Source organism: Jatrophihabitans fulvus, from assembly GCF_054781375.1.
On the sequence record NZ_BAAGUN010000001.1, the window covers coordinates 684946 to 705510 of the forward strand.

Genomic DNA, 20565 nt, shown 5'->3' on the forward strand with positions numbered 1-20565 from the left:
GTTGGTCCTACCGAGCCGACGTCCACAGGAGCTGCCGTGCCCACGCTGCGCAAACCCATCGCCGCCGCCCTTGCGGTCACCACCGGCCTCGCCCTGTCGGCCGCACTGGCACCACCGGCGCAGGCGGCGCCTGCCTACTCGGTGACGTCCCTGCACTTCGCGGTGTCGGTCGGGCCGGGTCGCACCCAGAAGTGCGACATCGTCGGCGACCTCTACCTGCCCACGGGCGCGTCGGCGGGCAAGCGGGTGCCCGCCGTCCTCACGACGAACGGTTTCGGTGGTTCGGCCGCCGACCAGGCGCCGTTCGCGCAGCAGTACGCCTCGGACGGCTACGCCGTGCTGTCGTACTCCGGCCTGGGCTTCGGCGGGTCGGGCTGCAAGATCACGCTGGACGCGCCCGACTACGACGGCGTGGCCGCGAGCCAACTGGTCAGCTACCTCGGCGGCGCCCCGGGCATCGCGTTCACCGACGCGCAGCACACGAAGCCCGCGCCGCGACTCACCGCGATCGTCCACGACGCGCGCGACCACGCCGGGACGGCGCGGACCTACGACCCGCGGGTCGGCATGTGGGGCGGCAGCTACGGCGGCCAGGTGCAGTTCGCCGCGGCGGCCGTCGATCCGCGCATCGACGCCCTGAACCCGCAGATCACGTGGAACGACCTGTCGTACTCGCTCGGCCCGAACAACGCGACGCCGTCCGGCACCGTCACGACGACCACGCCCGGCGCCACGAAGATCGCGTGGGGGCTGCTCTTCTCGAGCGTCGGCGTGCTGAACGGCGTGCAGTACGCGGCGAACGACCCGGGACGCCTCGTCGGATGCCCGAACTTCGCCGACTTCGTGTGCCCGGCGCTCGTGACCGCCGGCACGACGGGGTACTTCCAGCCGGACGCGATCGCGGCGCTGCGGCACGCGTCCGTGAGCAGCTACATGGCGAGGATCCGGGTTCCGGTGCTGCTCGACCAGGGCCAGACCGACACCCTGTTCAACCTGAACGAGGCCGTCGCCACCTACACGATGTTGAAGAGGCAGGGCACGCCGGTCGCCATGCTCTGGCGCGAGCAGGGCCACTCCGGTGGCACGCCGTCCGCGGCAGGGAGGGCGTACGAGGACGCGCGCATCAAGGCCTGGTTCGACCGCTACCTCAAGAACAAGGCCGTCGGCACCGGGCCCGCCTTCGCGTACTACCGCGACTGGACGGGCACCTGGGCCTCCGCGGCCGCCTACCCGGTCGGGTCCGGCCGCACCTTCACGCTGTCGAGCGGCAACCGCCTCGCGGCCGGGACGTCCGGCGCGCCGGGCAGCCAGACCTTCGTCGTCCCTCCCGCGGGTGCGCCCACGACCATCTCGGAGCCGGACGCGATCGGGTCGCGGCTGCCCGCGGGCACGCCGCTCGACGTGCCGGACGTCAACCTTCCGGGCACCTACGGACAGTGGGACTCGGCGAAGCTCACCACGGCGATGGACGTCGTCGGCGCACCCACCCTCTCGCTGCGGGTGTCCGCACCGGCCGCCGCGGCGACGTCCGCCGTCGGGCCGGCCGGACAGCTGGTGCTGATCCCCAAGCTCTACGACGTCGGTCCGGACGGGAAGGCCTCGCTCATCAAGGGCCTCGTCGCGCCGATCCGCGTCGCCGACCCGGCCGGGCCGGTCCGCGTGACACTGCCGGCCTTCGCGCACCGCTTCGCCGCCGGCCACTCGGTGCGGCTCGTCGTCGCGGGCGGCGACCCGAACTACCGGGGCGGGCTGGTGCCCGGGCCGGTGACGGTCGCCTCGGGACCCGGCCAGGCGCTGACCCTCCCGGTCGTCGGGGGGTAGTGGCTTATACCGCGTTCGCCGCTGACGCGGTTGTGAAAAGCCTGCGAATCAGCCGAGGTCCGTCCGCTTCGTCCGGCACACTGGCGGGGGCCAAGATCGCGTTTCGGAGGGGTTCTATGCAGCACGTGGGCACGCAGGCGCGAGACGTCCGGACCGTTCGCACGAGTTCGGGACGCCGGCGCACCGCGGCCACCGTGCTCGCCGGGTCCGCCGTCCTGCTCACGCTGGCCGCGTGCACCTCGGGCACGAACGACCCGGGCACGAAGTCAGGCGGTGCCGCCACCGGCGCGAGTGCGGCCCCGTCGGGCAGCGGCTCGTCCTCGTCGGCCACCAGCAGCGCCCCCGCTGCCGCGGCCGCCATCGCGACGTCCGCGGTCGGTGGTCTCACGCACGCCAACCCGGCCGAGCCGGTCGAGGTCAAGGCCACGAACGGCACGCTCACCTCGGTCAAGCTGGTGAACCCGGCCGGCCTGTCCGTCTCGGGTGCGATGGCGGACGACGGCACGAGCTGGCACACCACCGAGGACCTCGCCTACTCCCGCACCTACACGCTCGTCGCCCAGGCCAAGAACGCCGACGGCGCGACCGTGACGAAGCGTGAGCACGTCACCACGCTGCAGCCGAACAACATGACCATGCCCTCGTTCGTGACGATTGCGGGCGACGCCATGACCAAGGGCGGCCTCTACGGCGTCGGCATGGTGGTCGGCGTCCACTTCGACGAGCCGATCCCCGACAAGGTGGCCGCCGAGAAGATCCTCGAGGTCAAGACCAGCCCGTCCGTGCAGGGCGCGTGGTACTGGCTCGACGACCAGACCGCGCACTGGCGACCGAAGAACTACTACGCGCCGGGCACCAAGGTCCAGGTCACCGCGAAGGACTACGGCCACGACTTCGGCGGCGGCCTCTACGGCCAGTCCGACATCGCCACCTCGTTCACGATCGGCCAGAAGCGGGTCTCGATCGCCGACGCCTCGACCCACCAGGTCAAGGTGTACTTCGGCGACAAGCTGGTGCGCACCATGCCGACGTCCATGGGCCAGGGCGGCATCGTGCCGGGCAAGACCGGTCCGATCTATCTCTGGACGATGCCGGGCACGTACACCGTCATCGCGCACGAGAACCCCGCGACCATGTCGTCCGACAGCTACGGCCTGCCGGCCAGCTCGCCGTACGGCTACGCCGCCGAGAAGGTGCCGTGGGCGACGAAGATCAGCACCGACGGCATCTACCTGCACGAGCTCGACACCACGGTGTGGGCGCAGGGCAACCAGAACGTGTCCCACGGCTGCCTGAACCTCAACCAGGCCAACGCACAGTGGTACTTCCAGAACGCCCGCGTCGGCGACATCGTCAAGGTCGTGCACTCCGGCGGGCCCGCCATCCAGGTCTGGCAGGGCGGCGACTGGAGTGTCCCGTGGGCGACGTGGGCCAAGGGCGGCGCGGCGGCCTGACCGCCCGCGCCACCTACGTCCCGTAACACTCCGCCCGTAGGCTGCGCACATGGACCGTCAGCAGGAATTCGTGCTGCGCACGATCGAGGAACGCAACATCCGCTTCGTGCGGCTGTGGTTCACCGACGTGCTGGGAACGCTGAAGTCCGTCGCCGTGGCCCCGGCAGAACTCGACGGCGCCTTCGAGGAGGGCATCGGGTTCGACGGCTCGGCGATCGAGGGCTTCAGCCGTGCGTTCGAGAGCGACATGCTCGCCCGCCCCGACCCGGGCACGTTCCAGGTGCTGCCCGAGAGCGACGGCGGCACCACCGACTCGGCGCGCATGTTCTGCGACATCCAGATGCCCGACGGCTCGCCGTCGTGGGCCGACCCGCGCTACGTGCTGCGGCGCGGGCTGTCGAAGGCGGCCGAGCGCGGGTTCACGTTCTACACGCACCCCGAGATCGAGTTCTTCCTGCTGAAGAACCGTCCGACCGACGGCAGCGAGCCGCTGCCGATCGACAACGGCGGCTACTTCGACATGACCAGCCACGATGTCGCGCACGACTTCCGCCGCGCGGCCGTCGGTGCGCTCGAGGGGCTGGGTATCTCGGTCGAGTTCAGCCACCACGAGGTCGCGCCCGGCCAGCAGGAGATCGACCTGCGCTACGCCGACGCGCTGTCGATGGCCGACAACCTGATGACCTTCCGCCACGTCATCAAGGAGGTCGGGCTCGCACACGGCGCGCACGCGACCTTCATGCCGAAGCCCTTCATGCACCAGCCGGGCAGCGGCATGCACACCCACCTGTCGCTGTTCGAGGGCGACCAGAACGCCTTCCACGACCCGGACGACCCGCTGAACCTGTCGAAGACGGCGCGCGCGTTCATTGCCGGGCTGCTCGTGCACGCCCGCGAGATCACCGCGGTGACGAACCAGTGGGTCAACTCGTACAAGCGGCTGTGGGGCTTCGGTGCACCGGGCTCGGTCGTCGAGGCCCCGACCTTCGTGTGCTGGGGCCACGCCAACCGCTCGGCGCTCGTGCGGGTGCCGCGCTACAAGCCGGGCAAGGCCAACTCGACCCGCGTCGAGCTGCGGTCGCCCGACACCGCCTGCAACCCCTACCTGGCGTTCGCGGTCATCCTCGCCGCCGGCATGAAGGGCATCGAGGCCGGCTACGAGCTGCCCCCGGGCGCCGAGGACGACGTGTGGTCGCTGTCGGACATCGAGCGCCGCGCCCTCGGCTACGACGAGCTGCCGCACAACCTCAGCGAGGCGTTGCGGGCGATGGAGCAGAGCGAGCTGGTCGCCGAGACCCTCGGCGAGCACGTCTTCGACTTCTTCCTGCGCAACAAGCGCGAGGAGTGGACCGACTACCGCTCCGAGGTCAGCCCGTTCGAGCTGCGGCGCTACCTGCCGATGCTCTGAGCCCGGCGGGCCTGCGATGATCCGCGGGTGACCGACTTCGAGGACGTGACCGGGGCGCTCTACCTGTGGGCGCAGGGCGTCGACACGCGCGACTGGCCGCTGGTCGCGTCCGTGCTGCTGGACGAGTTCGAGTACGACTACAGCTCGCACCGTCCGGACTCGAAGGGCCCGACGACGTCCGCGGCGTGGATCGAGCACGCGAGCAAGCGGTTCGCGACGATGCGGGCGACGCAGCACTCGATGTCCAACCCGCGGGTCGAGTTCGACGGCGACCGCGCGACGTGCCGCATGTACGTCACCGCGTGGCACGTCGCCGACGTCGACGGCCGCGAGGAGTTCTGCACCATCGGCGGCGAGTACCAGGACGAGCTCGTCCGCGTCGACGGACGCTGGCGCATCGCCCTGCTCAAGCTCGACCGGCGCTGGACCGTCGGCAACCCGGCGGTGCTGAACCTGCCGACGGCCTAACGCTTCGGCGGCCCCGCGGCGGTGAACGCCGTGCCGGGCGGGTCGAGCGCCCACGGCGGGGGCTGGTCCCACCCGTCCGCGTAGACGAGTTCGGACAGAGGTCGGCGCCGCACCGGTCCGTGGTGACCGGCCGGGCGGCCGAGCGTGATCGTGGCGCACACCGCGGTGCCGTCGGGGATGCCGAGCAGCTCGCGCAGCTGCGGTTCGACCGAGCGGTGGATCATCGTCATCACGCCGCCGTAGCCGTACGCCCGGGCGGCGACGAGCAGGTTCTGGCACGCCGGGTAGACGTTCGCCCCCTCGGACGGTTCCGGGTCGCGGTAGCGGTTGAGGCACGGCAGCACCACGACCGGCACGCGGGGGACGGACCCGACCCACTCGTCCATGCTCGCGGCCATCCGCGCCTTCGGTGATCCCGCGACCGCGCCCGAACCACGCGCGAAGCCGTCGCGGTCGACCTTGCCCGCCCACAACGTGCGCGCGCCCTCGGCGAGCAGCGCCTTGGCCGCGGCGGCGTTCGGTCCGTCGGTGAGGACGACGAAGCGGAACGGCTGCCGGTTCGACCCGCTCGGCGCCCGCGTGGCCGCGAACAGGATGTCGCGCAGCACGGCCTCGGGCACGGGCTCGGCGGTGTAGCGGCGGATCGCGCGGGTCGTGGTCAGCGCCTCGATCGCGCTGATGTCCGTCGGGTGCAGTGGTTCGCTCATCGGTCCTCCACGCTGCGTCCCCCGTCGCGCCCGCCACTGACCAGCAGGTTCTGTCCCGTCACCCACGACGCGGCCGGCGAGCAGAAGTAGAGCACGGCGGCGGCGATGTCCTCGGGAGTGCCGAGCCGCCCGAGCGGCACGGTGGTGGCCAGCGCGTCCAGCTGCTCGTCGGTGAAGTCGAGCACGCGCCGGAACGCCTCGGTCGGCACGGGTCCGGGCGAGACGGCGTTGACGCGGACACCGGCCTTCGCGAGTTCGGCCGCCATCGTCATGGTCAGGTTCAGCACCCCCGCCTTGGCGGCGCCGTACGCGCCGGTGTTGGGCGCCGCCCGCATGCCGGCCCCGGAACAGATGTTGACGATCGACCCGCCGCGCCCCATGCGCGTCGCCGCGGCACGCATTCCCTGGAACGCCGCCGTCAGGTTCAGCTCGACGACGCGCCGGAACACCTCGTCCGAGGTCTCCGTCAGCGGCGCGACCGTCTTCTCGTCCGACCCTCCGGCGTTGTTGACCCAGATGTCGAGCCGTCCGAACTCGCGGACGGCGAGCTCGGCGAGCTCGTCGTTCACGCCCTCGTCGAGCAGGTCGGCCGGGTGCGCGACCGCACGCCGGCCGAGCGCGGTCACCTCGGCGGCGACCGCGGTGAGCTCGTCGGTGCGGCGTCCGGTCACGACGACGTCGGCGCCGGCCCGCGCGAGCGTGAGGGCGATGCCACGGCCGATGCCGCGGCCCGACCCGGTGACGACAGCGGCGGTGCCGTCGAGGCGGAAGAGATCAAGCATTTTCTTACTGTATTCGCCGTACAGTAACTGGGATAGGGTGCGGCGATGGTCGACTACAACGCGGGGCTGTACCACGTCGGGGTCCGCGTCCCCGATCTCGAGAAGGCGATGGCCGAGCTGGGGGCCGGGCTGGGCATCACGTGGGCCGGGATCATCGAGCGCGAGCAGTCCGCGTGGACGCCCGCACTCGGTTACTTCACGACCCCGCTGCGGTTCACCTATTCGTGCGAGGGCCCTCAGCACGTCGAGCTGTTGCAGGGTGCGCCGGGCTCGCTCTGGGACGGCAACGACGCCCCCGGGGTGCACCACCACGGTGTATGGGTCGACGACGTGGCCGCCGAGACCGAGGCGCTGCTCGCGGCCGGATGGTCGCTCGAGATGTCGCAGAAGTCGCCCGAGGACGGGTACGGCTCGATGACCTACGTCCGCGCGCCGAGCGGGTTCCTGCTCGAGCCGGTGACCAACGCCGTCCGCCCGCGCTTCGAGCGCTGGTTCGCCGGGGGAGAGTTCGCATGAGCCGCCTGGCGGTGGTGTCCGGAGGCGGCACCGGTATCGGCCTGGCGGTCGCCGAGGCGCTCCTGCGCGACGGCGACGAGGTGTTGCTCGTCGGGCGCCGGCAGCAGGTGCTCGACGCGGCCGTCGAGACGTTGTCGCCGCTCGGCACGGTCTCGTCCGTGGCGGCGGACGCGTCCGACCCGGTGTCCGTCGCCGCGGTGCGCGACGCCGTCGACGGGCGCACGGTCGACGTCGTGATCGCCAACGCCGGCGCCGCGGCCGTGAAGCCTGGTCCGGACCTCGGCGAGATCGCCGCCGCGTGGGAGGGCGCGTTCCGCGCGAACGTCCTCTCCGCCGTCCTGCTCGTGGAGGCGCTGCAGCCGGTGCTCGCGCGTCCCGGCGGACGGGTCGTGCTCGTCGGCTCGGCCGCAGCGCTGCGGGGCAACTCGACCGCGTCGTACGCCGCCATGAAGGCGTCGCTGCACGGCTGGGTCAAGGTGCTCGCCGACAAGCTCGGGCCCGACGGCATCACGGCCAACGTGGTGGCCCCGGGCTGGACGGAGGGCACCGAGATCACGTCCGGGCGCATCCCGCCGGAGCGCCGCGCGTCGCTGCTCTCGTTCATCGCGGCCGGACGCTCCGCGGCAGCCGACGAGATCGCCCACGTGGTGCGAGCGGTGGCCGCGCCCGAGGCGTCGTACCTGAACGGTCAGGTCGTGGCCGTCGACGGCGGGTTCAAGTCGACCTGACCGACCGCGTCAGTAACCGACCCGCAGCGTGAACGAGCCGTCGACCACGAGGTTCTGACCGGTCACCCACGACGCCCTCGGGCTGGCGAAGAAGGCGACCACGTCGGCGACCTCGTCGGCGCGGCCGAAGCGCCCGGACGGGTGGCGCGCCTTGTTCGACTCGTAGTAGTCCGGCTTCTTCTGCCGGATGCGGTCCCACGAGCCACCGTCGATGTAGATCGGTCCCGGCGAGACCGCGTTCGCGCGGATGCCGTCGGGCCCGAGCTCCTTCGCGAGCTGGCTCATGTAGTTGATGACCGCGGCCTTCATCGGGCCGTAGCTGAGGCCGCCGCCCGGGTAGTAGTGGTTCTCGACCGCGGTGATCGTGCCGATCTGCACGATGCTGCCGGCGTCGCTGCGGCGCAGGTACGGCACCGCCGCGTCGACGACGGTGACGGCCGACATGACGTCGACCTCGAAGTTGCGGCGCCAGCCCTCGGGCGTGTGGGGGATGCCGCCGAGGGCGCTCGCGTTCGACACGAGCACGTCCACCCCGCCGAGGCGCTCGGCGTACTCGTCGACCCACGCCGCGAGCGCGGCGTGATCGCTCGCGTCGACGGACGCGCCGACGACCTCGCCGTTCGGGCCGAGAGCCTCACAGGCCGCCCGGACGCCGTCGGCGTCGCGGGCGCAGATCGCCACCCGCATGCCCTCGGCGACCAGGCGTTCGACGACGGCGCGTCCGATACCGCGGCTGCCCGCGGTGACCAGTGCGGTCCGTCCGGCAAGTCCGAGATCCATGCGTCCTCCGGTGTGCAACAAGTGATGTACACCGGATGGTGCGGACCGTTGCTACGGTCTGTCAATGCCCGCGCGCGGAGACCACGAGCAGCACCGCCGCGACATCGTGCGCATCGCCGGGGATCTCATCGCCGAGGGTGGCCTCGCCGCAGCGACGCATCGGCGCATCGCCGAGGCGAGCGGCGCCAGCACCACCGTGGTGAGCCACTACTTCCACGACAAGCGCGACCTGGTGATGGCGACGTACCGCCAGGTCGGCGAGCGCGTCGCCGAGCGGCTGCAAGTGGCGGCCGACTCGCCGCACCCGCTGCGGCCGACGCTCGACGCCCTGCTGCCGCTGGACCGGCAGCGAGTCCGTGACTGGCGGGTGCTGTTCGCCTTTCTCGGACCGGCCGCGACGGACGTCGACCTCACCGCCGAGGAGCGCGTGCGGCTGCGGGCGGCGCGGGCGCGCGTCCGGTCGGCGCTCGCGGTCGAGGTCGCGGCCGGGTGCCTCCCGGCGGGCACCGACGCCGACGCCGTGGCCCGCGGCCTGCTCGCCGTCGTCCTCGGGACCGGCATGCAGGCCTTGTTCGACCCGTCGCAGTGGAGCCGTCGGCGCATCGACGCCGTCGTGGGCCGGGCGCTCGCCGACACCGGCCTCGATCACTGCTCCGGCTGAACCGTCCCGTCCAGGGCGCCGGCCGGCCGCATCGCCGCCCGGCGCGGCAGCTCGAGGGCGAACGACGTACGGCCGACGTGCGACAGGATGAGCGACGCCCCGTGCAGCCGGGCGTTCTCCTGGGCGATGGACAGCCCGAGGCCGCTGTGCGCACCGGCCGACGCGCGGGACTCGTCGGCCCGCACGAACCGGTCGAAGACGGTCGGCGCGACGTGCGGCGGCACCCCCGGGCCGTCGTCGGCGACGCTGACGGTCACGGTGTCGCGTCCGCTGCCGTCGACCACGATGTCGACGGGCGGCCGGCCGTGCTGGAACGCGTTGGCCACGAGATTGCGCAGGACGGTGTGGACGCGCCGCACGTCGACCTCGGCCGTCGTGTCGCCGAGCCGGGTGATGCGCACGTCCTCGGCGACGGCGACCGTGGTGACGACGTCGGACGCGAGCGCGGCGACGTCGACCGGTTCGTACTCGAGGCTGGTCTGGCCGGCGTCGAAGCGCGACATCTCGAGCAGGTCGTCGACGAGCTTGCCCAGCCGCCGCGTCTGGCCGCGCACGAGTTCGACCGCGCGCGAGCGGGCCTGTTCGTCCGCCGCGTCGAGGCCTTCGGCAGCGGCGATCACGGCGGCCAGCGGGGTGCGCAGCTCGTGGGAGACGTCGGCGACGAAGCGTTGCTGGAGCGTCTGTGACTCGTGCAGGTCGCGCAGGGTGTCGGCCAGCCGACCCGCCATCGCGTTGAACGCCCGGCCGAGTTCGGCGAGTTCCGTCGCGCCGCCGGTGGGCAGGCGTACGTCGAGCTCGCCCGACCCGAAGCGCCGGGCGGCCTCGATGGTGCGGCGGACGGGGCGCGTGATCGCGACCGCCGCCGCCACCCCGACCGCGATCGCCGCGACGAGGCCCACGATGCCGATCAGCCACGCCGAGCGGTGGAGCTTGTCGACGTCGCCGTAGGACTGCTGGCGGGTGGCCGCGACGATCATGGCGCCCGAGACGGCCGCGACCGTCACGACGACGAGCGCCGCGATGCGCACCGGCAATCGATCGCGCAGCCGCCTCACGGCAGTTCCAGCCGGTAGCCGACACCACGGACGGTGTGGATGAGCGTCGGTCGGGACGGGTTCTGCTCGACCTTCGCTCGCAACCGTTGCACGCAGGCGTCGACCAGACGGGTGTCGCCCACGTACCCGTATTCCCACACGCGCTCGAGCAGGGCACGGCGGGTGAGGGCCTGACCGGGGTGCTGCACCAGCTCGAGCAGCAACCGCAACTCGGTCGGTGTCAGCTGCACCGGCTCGCCGTCGCGCGTCACCCGCATCGCGCCCTCGTCGACGACCAAGGACCCGAGCCGCGTGACGGTCGAGCGCGGTGCCGTCTCGGTGGCGGTCCGCCGCAGCACCGCCTTGATGCGGGCGTCGAGGACCCGCGGTTCGACCGGCTTCGTCACGTAGTCGTCCGCGCCGCACTCGAGACCGACGACGATGTCGATCGGGTCGCTGCGGGCGGTCAGCAGCACCAGGGGCAACGCCCGCGTCGCACTGACCCGGCGGCACAGCTCGAACCCGTCCATGCCCGGCAGCATGACGTCGACGATCGCGAGGTCGGTCGGGGTGCCGTCGTCGAGCATCGCGAGACCGAGCTCGGCCGACGCCGCCGTCCGCACGCCGTGGCCCAGCTGGGTGAGCGACAGCTGCAACGCCTCGGCCACCGCGTCGTCGTCCTCGATCACGAGCAGGCGGGGCACAACACTCCTTCGTCATCGTCGGGTCCATCGTGCGCCGGTTTCGTCGCCGTGACGTCCCGACATCGTCACAGGACGTCGACAGGGCGCCGCCGACGACCGTAGCGAGGCGTCGGACGACCGGGACGCGGTGGTCGCGCGGTGGTGACCCTGCCGGACGAACGTGCCCGTCGTGCTCATCGACACCCGTCCACGGCGCGCTGTCGCCACCGCCGTCATCGTCCTGGCGGTGGTGGCCGCGCTCGCGGTCGCCCTGCCGACCGCGCGTCTCGGCGACGTCGGCGTGTACCGCGCCGGGGGACGGGCGGTGTTCGGCGGCGACCTGTACGGGCTGCGCGTCGGAGGCTTCGGCTTCACCTATCCGCCGTTCGCCGCAGCCCTGTTCGCGCCGCTCGCCCGCCTGACGGTGCCGGCGATGTTCGCGGCGCTGACCGCGGTGTCGGCGCTCGCGCTGGCGGTCGTCCTGCGTCGGTCGGTTCCGGCCGGGTGCGGGTCCGGCTGGGCGACCGCGCTGCGCATCGCGCCATGGGCGCTCGCCCAGCCGGTCGTCGCGACCCTGCAGTGGGGCCAGGTCAACCTGCTGCTCGCCGCGGTGGTGATGCACGACCTGCTGGTGCGCCGCAGCGGCGTGCTCGTCGGCCTCGCCGCAGCGGTCAAGCTGACGCCGGCCGTGTTCGTCGTGTACCTGCTGCTGTGCGGACGGACGCGGGAGGCACGGACCGCGACGGTCACCTTCGTCGCCGCGACGGGTGCCGGGGTGCTGGTCGCACCCTCGGCGTCGTGGCGGTACTGGACCCACGACGTGGTCGCCGGAACCGGGTTCGGCGGTGTCGACCACACCGCCAACCAGTCGGTGCGCGGGCTGGCCGAACGCCTGCTCGGGCACGGCACGGGGGTGGCCGTGTGGATCGCCCTCGCCGGACCGGTGCTGACGGCAGGGGTGCTGCTGGCGCGGCGCGTGGCCCGCGCGGGCGGGGAGATCGCCGCGGTCGGCGTCGTGGGGCTCACGGCCTGTCTGGTGTCGCCGGTGGCGTGGAACCACCACTGGGTCTGGTTCGTGCCGTGCCTGGCCGGGTTGCCCGTGGCGGCCCGGCTCGTTCCGGGCGCGCTCGTGCTCAGCCCGTTCGAGTTCGGACCGGTGCTCGGCCACGCCTACGCGGTCGTCGCGTTCGCGACGTTCGCCGTCGTGGGGCGCCGCTACCGGTGTCCGGCGGACGTCACCGTGCTTGCCGGACCCCGCGGGGAGGGCCACCATCCGTCCATGACCCCGACCGGGACGGGCTGAGCGGTGCTGGCCGCCGCGGTGGCGATCGTGCTGCTGATCTTCGCGGTCGCCGCCGTCATCGAGGTGCGCGACCGCCGGCGCCACCGTGTCCGGTCGTGGGCGGTCATCGACGCCGAACGCCACGACCTGCACGCCGATCTGGCCTCGACGCAGCACCGCGGCATCGCCATCCCGATCGGTGACATCTGCCGCGACCGGCAACGGCACCGCTGAGGGTTCACTCCAGCCGGAGGATCTCCGCGGGCCTCGTGCGCTCGGCCAGCGCCTGCACCGCGAGCGTCGCGACGAGCACGACGACGGCGACGAGCACGGCGGTCACCACGAGGGGGGTGCCCGGCACGGTGAACGCGGGCGGCGGCGGCAGCGACGGGTACATGTCGAGCCGGTCGACGATCAACCCGAACGATCCGATGCCCAGCGACGAGCCGGCGACCCAGCCGAGCCCGAGGACGACCCCGAGTTCGACGACGAGGCTGGCGACGTGCGTGCGCCGGCGCATGCCCATGCGGCGGGCGAGCACGTACGAGACCCGGCGCGCGCGGGTGCGGGCGGCGAGCCCGAACACCAACCCGGCCAGCGCGACGAAGCCCACGAGCAGCGCCAGCGCCTGCAGGTAGCCGAACACCCACGTCACCGGCAGCAGGCCGGTGGTGTCGATGACCACCTTGGACGTCAGCTCGTACAGCACGTTCAACCGGGTGTCGGACGCGACGAGCCGGCGGGCGGGGCCGTAGTGCGCGTCGTCGGTCCAGAGTTGCGTGTTGCGTTCGGCGTTCGGGTCGACTCCGCGCAGGAAGCGCTCGTTCACGATCACGAGGGGGGACGACCCGTCGCGCAGGCCGGGGAAGACGGCCGGCCGTGCGACCGGGTCGACGGGGATGGACGTCCGTCCGACGTGCAGCGTGCGGGCGAGCGGGCCGCTCGCGTTGGCGACGACGACGGGTGCCGGTCCGTCGGCCGGGGCGGTCACCCGGGCGAGATCGGCGCGCTGCGACCCGGTCAGGAACGCGAACCGGCCGAACATCGCGGGGTCGACCCCGAGCACGGTGACCTGGTTGCCGAGGTCGGCGATGTCGCTGGTGGCGCCGAGCGCGGCGTCCTGGTCGTAGACGGTCACCTGGGCCCCGGTGCCGCGCAGGTCGAGCTGCCGCCCGCGTACGCCGTAGACCGCGAGCACGTGCGGCGCGCCGAGGTTGGTCTGGTACTTCGACCTGACCTCGTCCGACACGCTCGCGCGCACCGTGCTGCCGTACATCAGCAGGCAGCACGGCAGCGCGGTGCCGATCAGCAGGCCGACCGCGACGGCCCGCGAGCGGGACATGCGCCGGAAGGCGAGGTACAGCGTCGAGGGTCCCCGTCCGGCCGCCCGCCCGGTGAGCGGCAGCAGCAGGCCGACGGCCCGGCCGAGCAGCAGCAGCACGCCGGTCACGCCCAGCAGCGGATAGAGGATCACCAGCGGGCTGATGCGCACGATCGCGTTCTCGACCGTCACCGCGGAGTCGTCGAGCCTGGTCGCTGCGATGACCACCGCCGCGGCGACGAGCAGCAGTTCCCACGGGATCCGCGCGGCCCACGAGGCCGAACGTCCGGACGTCCGCTCCCGTCCGGCGACGGCGCCGACCGCCGCTATCAGCAGCAGACCGGCAGCGAGGACGGCCCCCACGAGACCGAGCGCGCCGAACACCGCGCCGGGTTCGAAGACGTCGGCCGGGCCGACCGCACGCACCAGGTACGCCGACACCGCCCACCCGGCGAGCCCGCCGACGACGGCCGGCGGCAGCGTCTCGAGCACGGCCTTGCCGGCGAGCGCACCCGGCCCCACGCCGCGCGCGACGAGCAGCCGGATCTCGCGGCGGCGGGCGTTGGCCCAGAACAGTCCGGCACCGGCCACCAGCAGGCCGGCGATCACGACGCCGGCCACCTCGATCGGCACGATCGAGCCGGCGAGACCGTTGCGCGCGGTCTCGGCGCGCGCGATCACGCGCGGCAGGTGGTCGTCGGCCTCGGCGTACGGCGCCAGCCCCGGGGTGGCGGCGGCCAGCGCGGCACGGTCGGCGGCGGTCCGGAAGCGGCCGAGCGCGTTCGTCTGCGGCGACAACGGCGAGTGCAGCGAGACGCGGACCGGGGTGGCGGCCGCGCGGGCGACCGTCGCGGGGTCGGTGATCAGCAGCGGGGCCGCGGTCAGCGCGAGCGAGCTCGGACCGGGGCCGGATTCGGACGGCACGCCCGGCACGATCGCGTTCGACCAGCTGCAGAAGAAGCGCGGCAGGTTGGCGAGCTTGAACGGGTCCGGGGCGAGGTCGCGGTAGATCCCGGCGACCGGCAGGGCGGTTCCCGCGCCGGTCGTCACGCTGCCGCCCGGACGCAGGCCCAGCTTGGCCGCGAAGGTGTCCGGCACCCAGACGCCGGACGCGCCGCGGGGCGTGAGCGTGCGCACGTGATCAAGCGCGCCCGCGGCGGCGAACACGTGGACGAACGAGCGCTGCACCCTGGCCTCGGCGATGCTGACGACGCGGGGCGTGGCCAGTCCCTGCCGGCGCAGCGCCTGCTCGCCCCGGCCGGTCATGATGGCGGCGCGCGCGCCCGGCACCGTGACCGTCATGCCCGGCTCGCTGTTCTCCGGGCAGGTCTGCCCGGCCTGCGAGGCCAGGCTGGCGGTGCCGACGGTCGAGAGGAACAGCGGGCCGGACGCGGCCGCGATACCGAGCACCGCGGTGGCCGCGACGATCGCGACGAAGACGGCGGGACGGCGCAGCAACAGCAGCGGTGCGCGCCGCCAGGGCAGGGTGGCCAGCGCGCCGCCGCGCGCAGGGCTGGTGCCGCGATGCCGCGCGCTCATCGGACGCCGTCCCGGGTCAGGCGCCCGTCGCGCATGGTCAGCACCACGTCGGCGGCGTCGAGCGCCTGCTGGTGGTGGCTCACCAGCACGCAGCCGCCCCCTCCGTCGACGAACTCGCGCAGCAGGCGGAGGACGTCGAGGGCGTTGCGGGCGTCCTGGTGGGCGGTCGGCTCGTCGGCGAGCACGAGCTGCGGTTCGAGCAGCAGCGCGCGGGCGACCGCGACCCGCTGCTGCTCCCCGAGCGACATCTGGTCGCTGAACCGCGCGGCCAGGTGGTCGACCGACAGCGCGGCCATCAGCGCGTCGGCGCGGGCGTGGAACTCGCGCTCGCGGCGGGCCAGCCGCGCGGGCAGCAGCACGTTCTCGCGTGCGGGCAGGTCGTCGAGCAGGCCGAGGGTCTGCGGCAGCAGCGACAACCTCGACCAGGTGAGGTCCAGGGGGGTGCCCGTGCCGACGACCTCGACGTCACCGGAGTCGGGACGCTCCCACCCGCACAGCACCGCGAGCAACGTCGACTTGCCCGACCCGGACGATCCCGCGATGCCGACGAGCTCACCGGCGCCGACCGTGAGGTCCGCGCCGCGCAACGCGTGCACCGTCTCGGGGCCACGACGGAAGGTCTTCACCACGTCGCGCACGCGGACGACGGCGGTGGTGCTGGGCGCGCTCACCACGTCTCCACCACCCGTCCGCGTTCGAGACGCAACAGGTGGTCGGCGCGTTCGATCATGCGCGGATCGTGGGACGCGATCGCGAACGACGCGCCCTGGTCGCACAGCGCCCGCACCCCGTCCAGGACGCTGTCGGCCGAGCGGGAGTCGAGCTCGGCCGTGGGCTCGTCGGCGACCACGAGCGCGGGGGAGCCGACCATGGCCGTGGCCACCGCGACCCGTTGCTGCTCACCGCCCGACAACTGCTGCGGACGGTGGTCACGACGGCCCTCGAGGTGCAGTGACCCCAGCAGCCGCTCGATCTCCGCGTCGTCGACGCGGACGCCCCGCAGCCGTCCCGCCGTGCGCAATTGCTCATCAGCGCTCAAATACTCGACCAGGTTGTCGATCGGGTCCTGGAAGATGTAGCCGATGCGCCGCCGGCGCAGCCTGCGCCGCCGCCGGGTACCGGCCTCGGCGACCGACTGGCCGTCGATCTCCAGCACCCCCGAGTCGGGCCGCTCGACGCAGGCGAGGATGCGCAGCATCGACGACTTGCCCGACCCGGACGGCCCGGCGATGACGGTCAGCGCACCGGAGACGAAGTCCATGTCGACGTCGGCGAGCGCCTGCACGGTGCGGCGGCCCAGCCGGTAGGAACGATGCAGGCCGCGGACCCGCGCACTGATCGGCATGGTGTGCACCTTATTGCCACATTCCTGCGCAGGAAGGGGGTCCGTAGGCTTGACACGTGTCGCGGAACCGGGTGCTGGTCGTCGAGCTCGATCCCTCCGACCCGGTCGGTCGGCTGGGGGAGTGGCTGGCCGGAGCCGGCGCCGACCTCGACGTCCGCCGGGTGCACGCCGGTGACCCGTTGCCCGGCGTCGACGAGGTCGATGCCGTCGTCGTCATGGGCGGCGGCATGGGCGCGAACGACGACGCCCGGCACCCGTACCTGCGCGACGTGAAGGCCCTGCTGCGCGACGCGATCGCCGCCCCCCGCCCGGTGCTGGGCGTGTGCCTCGGCGGACAGCTGCTGGCCGCGGCCAACGGCGGCCGCGTCGAGGTCAACCCCGAGGGACCCGAGATCGGCGCCGGACTGGTCGCCAAGCGCTCGGCCGCGGCCGGCGACCCGCTGTTCGACTCGCTGCCGATCACCCCGGACGTCGTGCAGTGGCACTACGACGCGGTGACCAGGCTGCCGCCCGGTGCGGTGCAGCTGGCCAGCTCGCCGGTCTGCGAGAACCAGGCCTTCCGGCTCGGCGGTCTCGCGTGGGGACTGCAGTTCCACATCGAGACCACGCCGGAGGTGGTGGCGTCGTGGGCCCGGCAGGACGCCGCGTCGCTCACCGACGACTACCCGCAGATCGACCTCGACCGCATCGTCGCGCGGGCGTCCGCGGTGCACGACGACGTCGCCGAGGTGTGGGCGCCGTTCGCGGCGGCCTTCATGGCCGTGGTGGCCGACCCCGACTCCGCGGCCGACCCGGCACCGACCGCGGGCCCGGCCGACCCGGTCGCCGCCGCCCGGGCCGCCCTCGCCGCCGAGGCGAGTGCGGCTCGCGACCTGCCCGGCCCCGCGTTCCTGCCGATGCCGACCCGCCGTCCCGACGGTGACTGACACCGTCCCCGCCGGTCCCGCGCGCAGCGCCGAGGCGGCGTCCGGACCGGCGCGCAGCAGCGCCCGGCTGTCGCGCCTGTCGTTCGCCGAACCCGAGGCGGCCGCGCGGCTGCTGTCGGCCGATCCGCCTGCCTGGTGGGACCTCGCCGCCGCCGCGCCGGCGGGCCAGGACGCCGGCGCCGTCGTCGCGGCGCTGTCGCGCACCGCCGACCCCGACGCCGCGGTCGGCGCGCTCGCCCGCATGCTGGGGGCACCGGGCGCCGACGGCCTGCAACAGGCGCTCGAGCTGCGTCCCGAGCTGCGGGCCCGCCTGCTGGGCCTGCTCGGGGTGTCGGACGAGATCGCGCACCACCTGGGCGACCACGCCGGGCACTGGCGGGTGCTGCTCGACGACCCGAAGGACCCGGCGGCGGACGTCGACCCGTTGCGCACCGCGCAGCGGCTGCACGCCGCGGTCGGTGCCGACGCCGAGCGTCCGGTCACGGGCACCGGCGGCACCCGCGCGACCGTCACCGGTGCCGACGGCATCGTCGCGCTGCGCACCGCCTACCGCCGCGAGGTCGTCGCCATCGCCGGCCGCGACCTGGCCGGTGACCTCGACGTCCGCGCCGTCACCGAGCTGTTGGCCGACCTCGCCGGGCACACGCTGCAGGCCGCCCTCGCGCTGGCCGCCGCGGAGCTGCCGTCCGACGCCGCGCCCTGCCGGCTCGCGGTGATCGCGATGGGCAAGACGGGCTCGCGCGAGCTCAACTACGTCTCGGACGTCGACGTGGTCTTCGTCGCCGGGCCCGAGGCGGACGCCGGGCCCGACGCCGACACCGAGCCCGCCCTCGCCACCGCGTCGAAACTGGCCGGCGCCCTGATGCGCGTCTGCCGTGCCGTCGCGTGGGAGGTCGACGCCAACCTGCGTCCGGAGGGCAAGGACGGGCCGCTCGTGCGCACCCTCGCCAGCCACCAGGCCTACTACGACCGCTGGGCCAAGACGTGGGAGTTCCAGGCCCTGCTCAAGGCCCGTCCGGTCGCGGGCGACGCGGCGCTCGGCGCGGCGTATCGGGACGTGATCACCCCCCTGGTCTGGACGGCTGCCGAGCGTCCCGATTTCGTCGCCGACGTGCGCGCGATGCGCAAGCGGGTCGTCGACCACATCCCGGTGTCGCACGCCGAGCGCGACGTCAAGCTCGGCCGCGGCGGCATCCGCGACGTCGAGTTCTCGGTGCAGCTGCTGCAGCTCGTGCACGGCCGCGGCGACGAGACGCTGCGCTCGCCCGAGACGCTGCCCGCGCTCGACGCGCTGCAGCACGGCGGGTACGTGGGGCGCGACGACGCGGTGAGCCTGCGCGACGCCTACCGCTTCCTGCGGACGGTCGAGCACCGCCTGCAGCTGCGGCGGCTGCGGCGCACGCACATCCTGCCCGCGGACGAGGCCGACCTCGGCTGGCTGGCCCGGGCCATGGGCTACCGCCCCGACCACCGCGGCAGCGCCAAGGACGTCTTCGAGGCCGAGTGGAAGCTGCACGTGCGCGAGGTGCGCCGGCTGCACGAGAAGCTGTTCTACCGTCCGCTGCTCGAGGCGGTGGCCCGCGTGCCCGCCGCCGGGCTGCGCCTGACCACGGACGAGGCCGGCCGGCGCCTGGCCGCGCTCGGCTTCGACAACCCGGACGCCGCCCTGCGGCACATCGAGGCGCTCACCGCGGGCGTGAGCCGGCGGGCGGCGTTGCAGCGGGCGCTGCTGCCGGTGCTGCTGGAGGAGTTCGCCGAGGCGCCCGCCCCCGACACCGGGCTGCTGGCCTACCGCCGGTTGTCCGACCAGCTCGGCACCACGCCGTGGTACCTGCGGCTGCTGCGCGACGGTGACGCGGTCGCGCCCAATCTCGCGCGGGTGCTGGGCACGAGCCGTTACGTGGCGCCGATGCTGGGACGTGCGCCGGAGGCCGTCCGGCTGCTGGGCGGCGAGGGCAGCCTGGCGCCGCGCGACCCCGCCGAGGTGTTGGCGGCCATGCACGAGTCGGCCGCGCGGCACCCGGACCCGGCGGCGGCCGTGCGCAGCGTGCGCGCGCTGCGCCGGGTCGAGCTGCTGCGCACCGCCTTCGCCGACCTGCTCGGCCGGGCGGACGTCGGGCAGGTGTGCGCGGCGCTGAGCGACACGCTGACCTCGACGATCGACGCGGTGCTGAGGGTGGCCGTCCGTACGGTCGCGGCCGACCGCGCCCTCCAGGACCTGCCGATCCACTTCGCGGTGATCGCCGTGGGCCGTCTCGGCGGTGCGGAGGTCGGCTACGGCTCCGACGCGGACGTCATGTTCGTCTACGAGAACGCGGGCGAGGCGACCTCGGCGGGCGACGAGCTGGCCGCCAAGTGCGCGGCCGACCTCGCCGGACGGTTACGTGCGCTGCTCGGCGCTCCGTCGTCGGTCGACCCACCTCTGACGCTGGACGCCGGCCTGCGTCCCGAGGGTCGCAACGGGCCGCTGGCACGGACCCTCGCCTCGTACGGCGCCTACTACGCGCGCTGGTCCTCGGCGTGGGAGGCGCAGGCCCTGCTGCGGGCCCGTCCGGTCGCCGGCGACGCCGAGCTCGGCCGGCGGTTCGTGGCCCTCATCGACCCGGTGCGCTACCCCGAGGGCGGTGTGTCGGCGGACGATCTCTTCGAGATCCGGCGGCTCAAGGGCCGCATCGACGCCGAGCGACTGCCTCGGGGCGCGGACCCGACGACCCACACGAAGCTGGGCCGCGGTGGCCTCGGCGACATCGAGTGGACCGTGCAACTGCTGCAGCTGGGCCACGGTCACGCCGTGCCGGGGCTGCGCACCACCCGCACGCTCGAGGCCCTCACGGCGCTGGCCGAGGCGCACCTGCTCGAGCCGGGGCAGGCCGAGACGTTGGCCGACGCGTGGCGGCTGGCGACCCGGGTGCGCAACGCCCTCGCGCTGGTGCGCGACAAGCCCACAGACCAGCTGCCCGCCCTGGGACCGGAACTGGTGGCGGTGAACCGGGTGCTCGGCTATCCGGCCGAGACCGACCCCGGGCAGCTCGTCGACGACTACCGGCGCGCCGCGCGGCGGGCGCGCCGGGTCGTCGAGGACGTCTTCTACGGGGTGCGGCCCGACTGAC

Annotated in this window: 19 protein-coding genes; 11 read left to right on the forward strand and 8 right to left on the reverse strand. The window is 73.6% G+C overall.

Annotated features, from left to right (window positions below; genetic code table 11):
• The first annotated feature begins 36 nt into the window (after positions 1-36).
• The 4 genes from ACYVP9_RS03380 (at position 37) to ACYVP9_RS03395 (ending at position 5151) form a co-directional block, all read left to right on the forward strand.
• Positions 37-1821, forward strand: a complete 1785-nt coding sequence (locus ACYVP9_RS03380; protein WP_460603277.1) for a hydrolase CocE/NonD family protein — start codon at positions 37-39, stop codon at positions 1819-1821.
• 116 nt (positions 1822-1937) lie between these two features.
• Positions 1938-3275, forward strand: a complete 1338-nt coding sequence (locus ACYVP9_RS03385; protein ID WP_460603278.1) for a L,D-transpeptidase — start codon at positions 1938-1940, stop codon at positions 3273-3275.
• A 49-nt stretch (positions 3276-3324) separates the two neighbouring features.
• Positions 3325-4683 (forward strand): glutamine synthetase family protein, encoded by a 1359-nt coding sequence (gene glnA, locus ACYVP9_RS03390; RefSeq protein ID WP_460603279.1) that lies wholly within the window; start codon positions 3325-3327, stop codon positions 4681-4683.
• 27 nt (positions 4684-4710) lie between these two features.
• Positions 4711-5151 (forward strand): nuclear transport factor 2 family protein, encoded by a 441-nt coding sequence (locus ACYVP9_RS03395; RefSeq protein ID WP_460603280.1) that lies wholly within the window; start codon positions 4711-4713, stop codon positions 5149-5151.
• Here ACYVP9_RS03395 and ACYVP9_RS03400 read toward each other — a convergent pair.
• The gene (locus tag ACYVP9_RS03400; protein ID WP_460603281.1) at positions 5148-5858 is read right to left on the reverse strand and encodes a nitroreductase family protein; all 711 of its coding nucleotides are present in this window, start codon (positions 5856-5858) and stop codon (positions 5148-5150) included. The genes ACYVP9_RS03395 and ACYVP9_RS03400 overlap by 4 nt on opposite strands.
• The gene (locus ACYVP9_RS03405; protein ID WP_460603282.1) at positions 5855-6640 is read right to left on the reverse strand and encodes an SDR family NAD(P)-dependent oxidoreductase; all 786 of its coding nucleotides are present in this window, start codon (positions 6638-6640) and stop codon (positions 5855-5857) included. The genes ACYVP9_RS03400 and ACYVP9_RS03405 overlap by 4 nt, the downstream gene beginning before the upstream one ends.
• A 45-nt stretch (positions 6641-6685) precedes the next feature.
• Here ACYVP9_RS03405 and ACYVP9_RS03410 point away from each other — a divergent pair, with 45 nt between their 5' ends.
• Positions 6686-7156 (forward strand): VOC family protein, encoded by a 471-nt coding sequence (locus ACYVP9_RS03410; RefSeq protein WP_460603283.1) that lies wholly within the window; start codon positions 6686-6688, stop codon positions 7154-7156.
• The gene (locus ACYVP9_RS03415) at positions 7153-7884 is read left to right on the forward strand and encodes an SDR family NAD(P)-dependent oxidoreductase (protein ID WP_460603284.1); all 732 of its coding nucleotides are present in this window, start codon (positions 7153-7155) and stop codon (positions 7882-7884) included. Before ACYVP9_RS03410 ends, ACYVP9_RS03415 begins: the two co-directional genes overlap by 4 nt.
• Positions 7885-7893: 9 nt before the next feature.
• Here ACYVP9_RS03415 and ACYVP9_RS03420 read toward each other — a convergent pair whose 3' ends face one another.
• A complete protein-coding gene (locus ACYVP9_RS03420) occupies positions 7894-8664 on the reverse strand; it encodes an SDR family NAD(P)-dependent oxidoreductase (protein ID WP_460603285.1) in 771 nt (256 codons plus the stop codon).
• Between the two features lie 64 nt (positions 8665-8728).
• On the opposite strand from ACYVP9_RS03420, the gene ACYVP9_RS03425 reads away from it, so the two are divergent.
• Positions 8729-9325 (forward strand): TetR/AcrR family transcriptional regulator, encoded by a 597-nt coding sequence (locus ACYVP9_RS03425; protein WP_460603286.1) that lies wholly within the window; start codon positions 8729-8731, stop codon positions 9323-9325.
• Here ACYVP9_RS03425 and ACYVP9_RS03430 read toward each other — a convergent pair.
• The gene (locus tag ACYVP9_RS03430) at positions 9310-10353 is read right to left on the reverse strand and encodes an ATP-binding protein (RefSeq protein ID WP_460603287.1); all 1044 of its coding nucleotides are present in this window, start codon (positions 10351-10353) and stop codon (positions 9310-9312) included. The two genes, ACYVP9_RS03425 and ACYVP9_RS03430, sit on opposite strands and share 16 nt — an antisense overlap.
• A gap of 23 nt (positions 10354-10376) precedes the next feature.
• On the reverse strand, positions 10377-11063 hold the full coding sequence (locus ACYVP9_RS03435) for a response regulator transcription factor (protein ID WP_460603288.1): 687 nt from the start codon (positions 11061-11063) through the stop codon (positions 10377-10379).
• A gap of 169 nt (positions 11064-11232) precedes the next feature.
• Here ACYVP9_RS03435 and ACYVP9_RS03440 point away from each other — a divergent pair, with 169 nt between their 5' ends.
• Complete coding sequence (locus tag ACYVP9_RS03440; protein WP_460603289.1) at positions 11233-12345, forward strand: glycosyltransferase 87 family protein; 1113 nt, start codon at positions 11233-11235, stop codon at positions 12343-12345.
• Positions 12346-12348: 3 nt separating this feature from the next.
• On the forward strand, positions 12349-12558 hold the full coding sequence (locus ACYVP9_RS03445) for a hypothetical protein (protein WP_460603290.1): 210 nt from the start codon (positions 12349-12351) through the stop codon (positions 12556-12558).
• Between the two features lie 4 nt (positions 12559-12562).
• Here the strand turns inward: ACYVP9_RS03445 and ACYVP9_RS03450 are convergent, their stop codons facing one another.
• The 3 genes from ACYVP9_RS03450 to ACYVP9_RS03460 are packed head-to-tail and all read right to left on the reverse strand — an operon-like array spanning position 12563 to position 16529.
• Positions 12563-15184 (reverse strand): FtsX-like permease family protein, encoded by a 2622-nt coding sequence (locus ACYVP9_RS03450; RefSeq protein WP_460603291.1) that lies wholly within the window; start codon positions 15182-15184, stop codon positions 12563-12565.
• A complete protein-coding gene (locus tag ACYVP9_RS03455) occupies positions 15181-15855 on the reverse strand; it encodes an ABC transporter ATP-binding protein (protein ID WP_460603292.1) in 675 nt (224 codons plus the stop codon). Before ACYVP9_RS03455 ends, ACYVP9_RS03450 begins: the two co-directional genes overlap by 4 nt.
• Positions 15852-16529 (reverse strand): ABC transporter ATP-binding protein, encoded by a 678-nt coding sequence (locus ACYVP9_RS03460; RefSeq protein ID WP_460603293.1) that lies wholly within the window; start codon positions 16527-16529, stop codon positions 15852-15854. Before ACYVP9_RS03460 ends, ACYVP9_RS03455 begins: the two co-directional genes overlap by 4 nt.
• A gap of 56 nt (positions 16530-16585) precedes the next feature.
• On the opposite strand from ACYVP9_RS03460, the gene ACYVP9_RS03465 reads away from it, so the two are divergent.
• Both ACYVP9_RS03465 and ACYVP9_RS03470 read left to right on the forward strand, forming a co-directional pair.
• The gene (locus tag ACYVP9_RS03465) at positions 16586-17455 is read left to right on the forward strand and encodes a type 1 glutamine amidotransferase (protein ID WP_460603294.1); all 870 of its coding nucleotides are present in this window, start codon (positions 16586-16588) and stop codon (positions 17453-17455) included.
• Positions 17448-20564: a bifunctional glutamine-synthetase adenylyltransferase/deadenyltransferase gene (locus ACYVP9_RS03470; RefSeq protein ID WP_460603295.1), complete on the forward strand. Its 3117-nt coding sequence runs from the start codon at positions 17448-17450 to the stop codon at positions 20562-20564. The genes ACYVP9_RS03465 and ACYVP9_RS03470 overlap by 8 nt, the downstream gene beginning before the upstream one ends.
• The last annotated feature ends 1 nt before the right edge of the window (position 20565 follow it).